Below are 7,349 nucleotides of genomic sequence, written 5' to 3' on the forward strand. Positions count from 1 at the left end.
GTCGGGCCCGCAGCACGTGGGGCTGCAGGCCCGACCGTCGGGACACCTGCTCGACGGCGGCGTCGGTGAGGGCGTCGCGTCCTGATCCGAGCGGCCCGATCACGACCACCAGTCCTCCCGGGCGGGCCACGAGCTCACCGAGGGCGTCCCGCAGGCTCGCCGCCTGGTTTGGGTCGACCCATCGGCTCGCCGTGGCACCGTCGCTCATCTGCCACAGGCTAGGGCACGCGCTAGCCCAGGTCTCCTCACCGACGGGCAGGACCGTGCCGGTGATGTATCCCGCCTCCTGCGAGGCGAGGAAGGTGATCGCCGCGGCCTGCTCGTCGAGGGTGCCGTAGCGGTGCATCGGCGCCGACGCCAGCGTCTGGTCGATGTGCGCCTGGAACCACTCCTGCTCGGCCTCGCCCTCCGGCGAGGGACCGCGCGGGACCCGTCGCGGCGGCGCCTCGGTGCCGCCAGGGGCGGTGGCGACGACGCGCACGCCGTGCTCGGCCGCCTCGACCGCGAGCGCCCGGGTGATGGCGTTGACGCCGCCCTTGGCCGCGGCATACGGCACCCGGTGGATGCCTCCGGTGGCGATCGAGGAGACGTTGACGATCGTGCCCCGGCCTGCCTCGACCATGGGCTCGAGGACCGCGCGGCAGCCGTAGAGCGTGGTCATCAGCGACCGGGCGATCTCCGCGTCGATCTGCTCGGGGGTGAACTCCTGGAACGGCTTGAACCAGATGGCGCCACCCTCGGCGTGGATCCGCCGGGCGACGGCCTCGCCGATGCCCTGCGCGGCGCCGGTGACCACCACGACCTGGCCGGCGAACCGGCCCGGGGTGACGAACGCCGGACGGCGCGTGGCGGCCTGCTCGCGCATGGCCCGCCGGGTGGTCTCGTTGGACCGGGCCGCGTGCTCGCTGATCAGGGTGCGAGCGGCGTCCCGGTCGCCACCCTCGAAGGCCGTCACGATGTCGAGGTGGTCCTGGGCGCAGCGGGGGTCGCACCAGGTGGCGTTGCGCAGGGTCTGGTCCATGTGACCGCGCACCCCGAGCCGCTGGTAGGCCTGGAGCAGGTGCTCGTTGCCGGTCAGCGTGAACAGGTAGTCGTGGAAGGCCGCGTTGGTCTCGGTGTAGGCCGCCGCGTCCACGAACCGGTCGCCCTGGACGTAGGGCACGGTCGCCTCGGCGAGCAGGCGGTAGCCCGCGAGCTGCGTCGTGGACAGCCGGCCGATGGTGAGGGCGAGCGCCCCGAGCTCCAGGGCCTCGCGGGCCTCGAAGATCGCGTCGGACTCCCCCACGTCGGGGTGCTCCTCGCCGATCTCGGAGCCACCGGTGCCGGTCCCGGTGACGTCGGTGCTCCCGGCGCCGGCCGTGGTCCCGCCCGCGTCGGTCGTCGCCGCCGCAGGCACGGGCCGGGGCTCGTGCAGCGGCTCGATCTCCCCGGCGGCGAAGATCGCCTGACCGGCGAGGCTGCGCGCGTCGGGGTCGGTGACCAGCGTGGAGGCCTCGTCGAGCGCGGCGGGCTGCCCGTCGTCGCTCGCGGGCGGGCCAGAGGTCCTGACCCATGAGGGTCCGGGCCGTGGCGGTTCGCTCGGTGGGGTCTGAGGGGTCGGTGGGGTCCGTGCGCTCCGGACCAGACCCGCCGGAGCCCAGCGGGGCGAGCTCGGCGTCGGCCGCGAAGATCTCCTGGCCGGCCAGCCCGCGACCGCTCGGGTCCTCGAGCAGGACCGCGCCCGCGCCCGTGACCTGGACGCCGACCGTGGGCGCCGCGACCTGCGTGAGGCCGGTCTCGGGGTCGGTCTCCTGGACGGCCGGCTCGGCTGCTCCACCCACGGTCCCGTCGGCGGCGGCTGCCGTGCCACTGCCGTATGCCGCGTCCGCGTCGGTCACCGTCTCGTCGGCGGGCGTCCCGCCGGGTGCCCGGTCGCCGCCCTCGCCGGGCTCGGCCGGGGCGGCACGTCCACCAGGTCGCCCCGGCGCTCGATCACCTCGACGTTGGTGATGTTGTGGCTGGTGCGCGGCTCGGGCAGGCTCGTGGCGCTGGACCGCTCGGTGCGGATGCGAAAGATCCGGTCCTCGAGGCCGCCCTTGTTGCCGTAGTAGATCAGCGACATCTCGCGCTGCGGGTCGCTGGTCAGGCGGTCGTCGTCGGCCCAGGTGGGCATCCAGTAGACGACGTCGTCGGCGTAGCAGTTCAGCCACTTCTCGAACTCGCGGTCGTCGAGGTAGCGGGCCTCGCGGTAGAGGAACTGCTCGATGCTGGTCTGGGTGATGGTGCTCTGGGCGCTGGTGCTCTGGGCGGTGGTGGTCAGCTCGGTGGTGGTCATCGTCGTCTCCTCAGGCGCCGGCGGGCTCGGTGCGCGCGGCCGCGGCCTCGCGCTCGGTCTCGACGGCCCGGCGCATCGTCTCGAGCCAGTAGCCGTGCTGGACGGGTACAGGCCCTCGTCCTCGTTCTTGATGCCGCTGCTGCGGACGTTGGTCATGCCGAGGGAGCGGGCGACGTCGTCCGGGCCGGTCAGCCAGTGCTCGGCGCCGCGGCTCATGTCGTTCCAGGGGGCCGCGGTGGCCAGGAAGGTCTTCTGGCAGGAGCGGAACTCCTCCAGGTCGTCCGGGGTGGCCATGCCGGAGGCGTTGAAGAAGTCCTCGTACTGCCGGATCCGCCACTCGCGGGACTCCGCGGACTCCCCCTTGGGGGCGATGCAGGAGATCGTGACCTCGGTCTGGTCCGGCGCGATCGGGCGGAAGTGCCGGATCTGCGTGGAGAACTGGTCCATGAGGTACACGTTCGGGTAGAGGCACAGGTTGCGGGAGCCCTTGACCATGAACTCGCCCTTGGCGTCGCCCTGCTCGGCCTTGAGCCGGTCCATCTGGTCCCACAGGGGGCGGTCCTCGGGGTTGCCGGCCCAGGTCCACAGGGACAGGTGCCCGTGCTCGAAGGACCAGTAGCCGCCGCCGGACTTGCCCCACTTGCCGGCGTCCAGCGCCTTGGTGGTGTTGGCGGACTCGCCGGTGGAGCGGCGCGACGTGGTGGCCGCGTAGTTCCGGTGGGTCGCGGACACGTGGTAGCCGTCGGCGCCGTTCTCCGCCTGGACCTTCCAGTTGCCGTCGTAGGTGTAGGTCGAGGCGCCGCGCAGGACCTCGAGGCCCTCGGGCGACTGGTCGACCAGCATGTCGATGACCTTGGTGGCGTCGCCGAGGTGCTCCTCGAGCGAGGGCACGTCGGGGTTGAGGCTGCCGAACAGGAACCCGCGGTAGCTCTCGAACTGGGCCACCTTGGTCAGGTCGTGCGAGCCGTCGGTGTTGAACTGCTCGGGGTAGCCGGCGCCGTCGGGGTCCCTGACCTTGAGCAGGCGACCGTCGTTGCGGAAGGTCCAGCCGTGGAAGGGGCAGGTCAGCGTCGTGCGGTTGTCCGTCTTGCGGCGGCAGATCATCGCGCCGCGGTGCGCGCACGCGTTGATCAGGCAGTGCAGCTCGCCGTCCTTGTCGCGCGTGATGACGATCGGCTGCCGGCCGATGTAGGTCGTGAAGTAGTCGCCCGGGTTCGCCATCTGCGACTCGTGGGCGAGGTAGATCCAGTTGCCCTCGAAGATGTGCTTCATCTCGAGCTCGAAGAGCTCCTCGTCGGTGAAGATCGCCCGGTTGGCGCGGTAGATGCCCTCCTCGGGGCGCTCCACCACGGCCTGGTCCAGATCGAACTTCGGGATGCCGGTGGGGTACGGCATGGTTCCTCCTGTGGCGTCGTCGGCACGGACTGCGATGCGGCAGAGGCGTTCTGGCCGCGTGCTCCCCACCACTCTCACGGTCGCGAGGCACCCCCGCCCCCGTCATCTGCCCAGGGTTGACCTAGGGTGCCATTGACACGCAGCGCCTATCAATGAGGCCGCAACAGGTATTTGTGTAGATCAATCCACCCGGCCTACCGTGGAGGTCGAACGCACCGCCGACAGCTGACGAGGAGGTCACCGATGGAGCTGCGTCACCTGCGCTACGTCGTCGCCGTGGCCGAGCACCGCCACTTCGGCCGCGCCGCCCGCTCGCTGCACATCTCCCAGCCGCCCCTGTCCCAGGCCGTCCGCCAGCTCGAGGACGAGCTGCAGGTGGAGCTGTTCGAGCGGACCACCCGCACCGTCGCCCTGACGCCCGCCGGCGAGGTCTTCGTCGGCGACGCCCGACGCACCCTCGCGGCCCTCGACGACACCGTCGAGCGCACCCGCCGCATCGCCCGCGGCCAGGTCGGGGTCCTGCGCATCGCGCTCACCGGGTCCGCCACCTACGGCTACCTCCCCCGCATGGCCGCCCTGGTCAAGACCCGGATGCCGGGCGTCGGCCTGCAGCTCCAGACCGACCGCCTCACCCCGCAGCAGGTCCAGGACCTCGACGCCGGCCGTATCGACGTCGGCATCCTGCGCCTGCCCGTCCGCGACGACCGGCTGCGCACCCGCCTGATCGCCCGCGAGCCGCTCGTGCTCGCGCTCCCCTCCGGCCACCGCCTCGTCGGCGACCCGGACGTCACGGTCGACGACCTCGTCGAGGAGTCCTTCGTGGTCCTCGCGCCGAGCTCGCGCTCCGTGGTCACCGACGCCGTGGTGCGCACCTGCCTCGACGCCGGCTTCTATCCCACCGTCGAGCACGAGGTCACCGAGATGTCGACCCTGCTCTCGCTGGTCGCCGGAGGCCTCGGCATCGCCCTGGTCCCCGCGTCCACCCGCGCCTCCGGGCTCGAGGGCGTGACCTTCGCCGACCTGCCCGGCACCGCGACCGTCGACCTGGCGCTCGCCTGGCGCGCCGACCAGCCGAACCCCCTGGTGGAGGCCTTCGTGCAGACCCTCGAGGAGCACGACCTCCTGCAGGCCGACCCGAGCCGGAAGGCCCCCCGATGACCACCAGCACCCCCACCAGCCGCACCAGCGCGACGACCAGCACCCCCGGCACCGCCGATCTCACCGTCACCGAGGTCGAGACCATCCCCTTCGCCATCCCCTACCGCAAGCCCCTGGCCTTCGCCAGCGGCTCGGTCTCCGTGGCCGAGCACGTGCTCGTGCGGGTCCGCACCGCCGGTGGGCTCGTCGGGGTGGCCGAGGCTCCGCCTCGTCCCTTCACGTATGGCGAGACCCAGGCCTCGATCGTCGCCGTCATCCAGCAGATCTTCGCCCCCGCCGTCCTCGGCACCGACGCCCTGCACCGCGAGCAGATCCACGCCCGCCTGCGCCGCACCGTCGGCAACCCCACGGCCAAGGCCGCCCTGGACATGGCCCTGTGGGACGTCATCGGCCAGGCCTTCGGGCGGCCGGTCACCGAGCTGCTCGGCGGCTACTCCGACCGGATGCGGGTCAGCCACATGCTCGGCTTCGCCGACCCGGCGGCCATGGTCGACGAGGCCGAGCGGATGCGCTCGACCTATGGCATCACGACCTTCAAGGTCAAGGTCGGCCGCCGCCCCTTCCGCCTCGACGTCGACGTGTGCCGGGCCCTGCGCGAGCACTTCGGCGACGCCGTGGAGCTCTACGTCGACGGCAACCGCGGCTGGACGCCCTCCGAGGCCGCCCGCGCCCTCGACGCCATGGCCGACCTCGACCTCACCTCGGCCGAGGAGCTGTGCCCCGCCGACGACGTGCTCGGACGGCGGTGGCTGGTCCGGCATACGACCATCCCCACCGTCGCCGACGAGAGCGCGACGACCCCCGGCGAGGTGACCCGAGAGATCCTCGGCGGCTCGGCCGACGCCATCAGCATCAAGACCGCCCGCACCGGCTTCACCGACTCCCGCCGGATCCTGCACCAGTGCGAGGGCCTCGGGGTCGAGGTCGTCATGGGCAACCAGATCGACGGGCAGCTCGGCACGGCCTGCGCGGTCGCGTTCGGCTCGGCCTACGACGCGACCACGCGGCGGGCGGGCGAGCTGTCCAACTTCCTCGACATGAGCGACGACCTGCTCACCGAGCCCCTGCAGATCCAGGACGGCACCCTCGCCGTCAGCGGCCGCCCCGGCATCGGGGTCACCGTCGACGAGGACAAGCTCGAGCACTACCGCGTCGACCTCTGACGCCACGCCGGCTCACGCCGGGCACGACATACGAACCGCACCGCACCCACCACGGACAGGTGGCACCGACGCCACCCGAAGGAGAGATCATGAGCACCGACACCAACCCGACGTCCCAGGCCACGCTCGAGGCTCGCGCCGCCGACTCCGGCGCCAACGCGACCGCCGCCTTCCGCAAGAAGCAGCGCGCGCTCGACGTGCCCAAGGAGCGCGTGGACGCCATCGCGACCGACGCGCTGCAGGCCCTGCACGAGGTCATCCGCAAGCACCGCCTCACCTACGAGGAGTACGACGCCCTCAAGAGCTGGCTGATCCAGGTCGGCGAGGACGGCGAGTGGCCGCTCTTCCTCGACGTGTGGCTCGAGCACGTCGTCGAGGACGTCAACACCGACCACCGCGAGGGCAACAAGGGCTCCATCGAGGGTCCGTACTACGTGCCCGGGTCGCCCGAGCAGGGCTCGCACGGCACCATCCCGATGCGCGACGACGAGCCGGGCGAGGCCATGACCTTCCAGGGCCAGGTGCGCACCACCGACGGCTCCGCCCTCCCCCACGCCAAGGTCGAGCTGTGGCAGGCCAACGCGGACGGCTTCTACAGCCAGTACGCCCCCGGCCTGCCGGACTGGAACCTCCGCGGCAGCTTCACCACCGACGACGAGGGTCGCTTCGAGATCCACTCGATCGTCCCCGCCCCCTACCAGATCCCCACCGACGGTGCGTGCGGCAAGCTCATCGCCGCCGCCGGCTGGCACGCCTGGCGCCCCGCCCACCTGCACCTCAAGGTGTCGGCGCCCGACCACGAGCTGCTCACCGCGCAGCTCTACTTCCCCGGCGACCCGCACAACCAGGACGACATCGCGACGGCGGTCAAGCCCGAGCTCATGCTCGACCCCAAGCCGGCGGCCGACGGCCAGGGCAAGGTCGTGGACTACGACTTCGTGATCGACCCGGTCCGCGCCTGACCGTCCCCGCACCTGCCGTCACCCACCACCCGCACCGAGGAGCACCACCATGCTGTATGCCGTGAAGATGCACGTCGCGATCCCCCACGACCTGGATCCGGCGGAGCGGGACGCCACCATCGCCCGCGAGAAGGCGTACTCCCAGGACCTGCAGCGCGGTGGTGAGTGGCGGCACATCTGGCGGTGCGCCGGGCAGTACTCCAACATCTCGATCTTCGACGTCGAGAGCAACGAGCGGCTCCACGAGATCCTCTGGGGGCTCCCGCTGTTCGCGTACATGACGGTCGAGGTCACGCCGCTGGCGACGCACCCCTCGGACATCCACGCCTAGACCTACCGGCGGTAGAGGCATCGACC

5 protein-coding genes and 2 pseudogenes are annotated in these 7,349 nt (G+C 71.8%); 4 read left to right on the plus strand and 3 right to left on the minus strand.

Annotated features, from left to right (window positions below):
* The 3 genes and pseudogenes from B2P18_RS03750 to B2P18_RS18755 form a co-directional block, all read right to left on the minus strand.
* Window positions 1-1,396 (minus strand): SDR family NAD(P)-dependent oxidoreductase (locus tag B2P18_RS03750; RefSeq protein ID WP_286955915.1); only part of this gene is annotated, 1,396 nt, incomplete at its 3' end.
* 546 nt (window positions 1,397-1,942) lie between these two features.
* Window positions 1,943-2,314, minus strand: a pseudogene (locus B2P18_RS18750) (aromatic-ring-hydroxylating dioxygenase subunit beta); the annotation flags it as partial.
* Between the two features lie 303 nt (window positions 2,315-2,617).
* Window positions 2,618-3,709, minus strand: a pseudogene (locus B2P18_RS18755) (Rieske 2Fe-2S domain-containing protein); the annotation flags it as partial.
* 243 nt (window positions 3,710-3,952) lie between these two features.
* On the opposite strand from B2P18_RS18755, the gene B2P18_RS03760 reads away from it, so the two are divergent.
* From B2P18_RS03760 to catC, 4 genes are all read left to right on the plus strand, one after another.
* On the plus strand, window positions 3,953-4,867 hold the full coding sequence (locus B2P18_RS03760) for a LysR substrate-binding domain-containing protein (RefSeq protein ID WP_029210649.1): 915 nt from the start codon (window positions 3,953-3,955) through the stop codon (window positions 4,865-4,867).
* Window positions 4,864-6,030, plus strand: coding sequence for a mandelate racemase/muconate lactonizing enzyme family protein (locus B2P18_RS03765; RefSeq protein WP_029210650.1), 1,167 nt, complete (start codon window positions 4,864-4,866; stop codon window positions 6,028-6,030). Before B2P18_RS03760 ends, B2P18_RS03765 begins: the two co-directional genes overlap by 4 nt.
* Before the next feature lie 89 nt (window positions 6,031-6,119).
* On the plus strand, window positions 6,120-6,992 hold the full coding sequence (catA, locus tag B2P18_RS03770; protein WP_286955919.1) for a catechol 1,2-dioxygenase: 873 nt from the start codon (window positions 6,120-6,122) through the stop codon (window positions 6,990-6,992).
* Between the two features lie 49 nt (window positions 6,993-7,041).
* Window positions 7,042-7,323 carry a muconolactone Delta-isomerase gene (gene catC, locus B2P18_RS03775; RefSeq protein ID WP_029210652.1) on the plus strand — a complete coding sequence of 94 codons (282 nt, stop codon included), beginning with the start codon at window positions 7,042-7,044 and terminating at the stop codon, window positions 7,321-7,323.
* The last annotated feature ends 26 nt before the right edge of the window (window positions 7,324-7,349 follow it).

Source organism: Arsenicicoccus sp. UBA2120 (genome assembly GCF_002330965.1).
Lineage (GTDB): Bacteria > Actinomycetota > Actinomycetes > Actinomycetales > Dermatophilaceae > Arsenicicoccus > Arsenicicoccus bolidensis.

Coding starts and splice junctions, on each gene's coding strand:
- catC (WP_029210652.1), top strand. CDS start 7,042: ATGCTGTATGCCGTGAAGATGCACGTCGCGATCCCCCACGACCTGGAT.
- B2P18_RS03760 (WP_029210649.1), top strand. CDS start 3,953: ATGGAGCTGCGTCACCTGCGCTACGTCGTCGCCGTGGCCGAGCACCGC.
- B2P18_RS03765 (WP_029210650.1), top strand. CDS start 4,864: ATGACCACCAGCACCCCCACCAGCCGCACCAGCGCGACGACCAGCACC.
- catA (WP_286955919.1), top strand. CDS start 6,120: ATGAGCACCGACACCAACCCGACGTCCCAGGCCACGCTCGAGGCTCGC.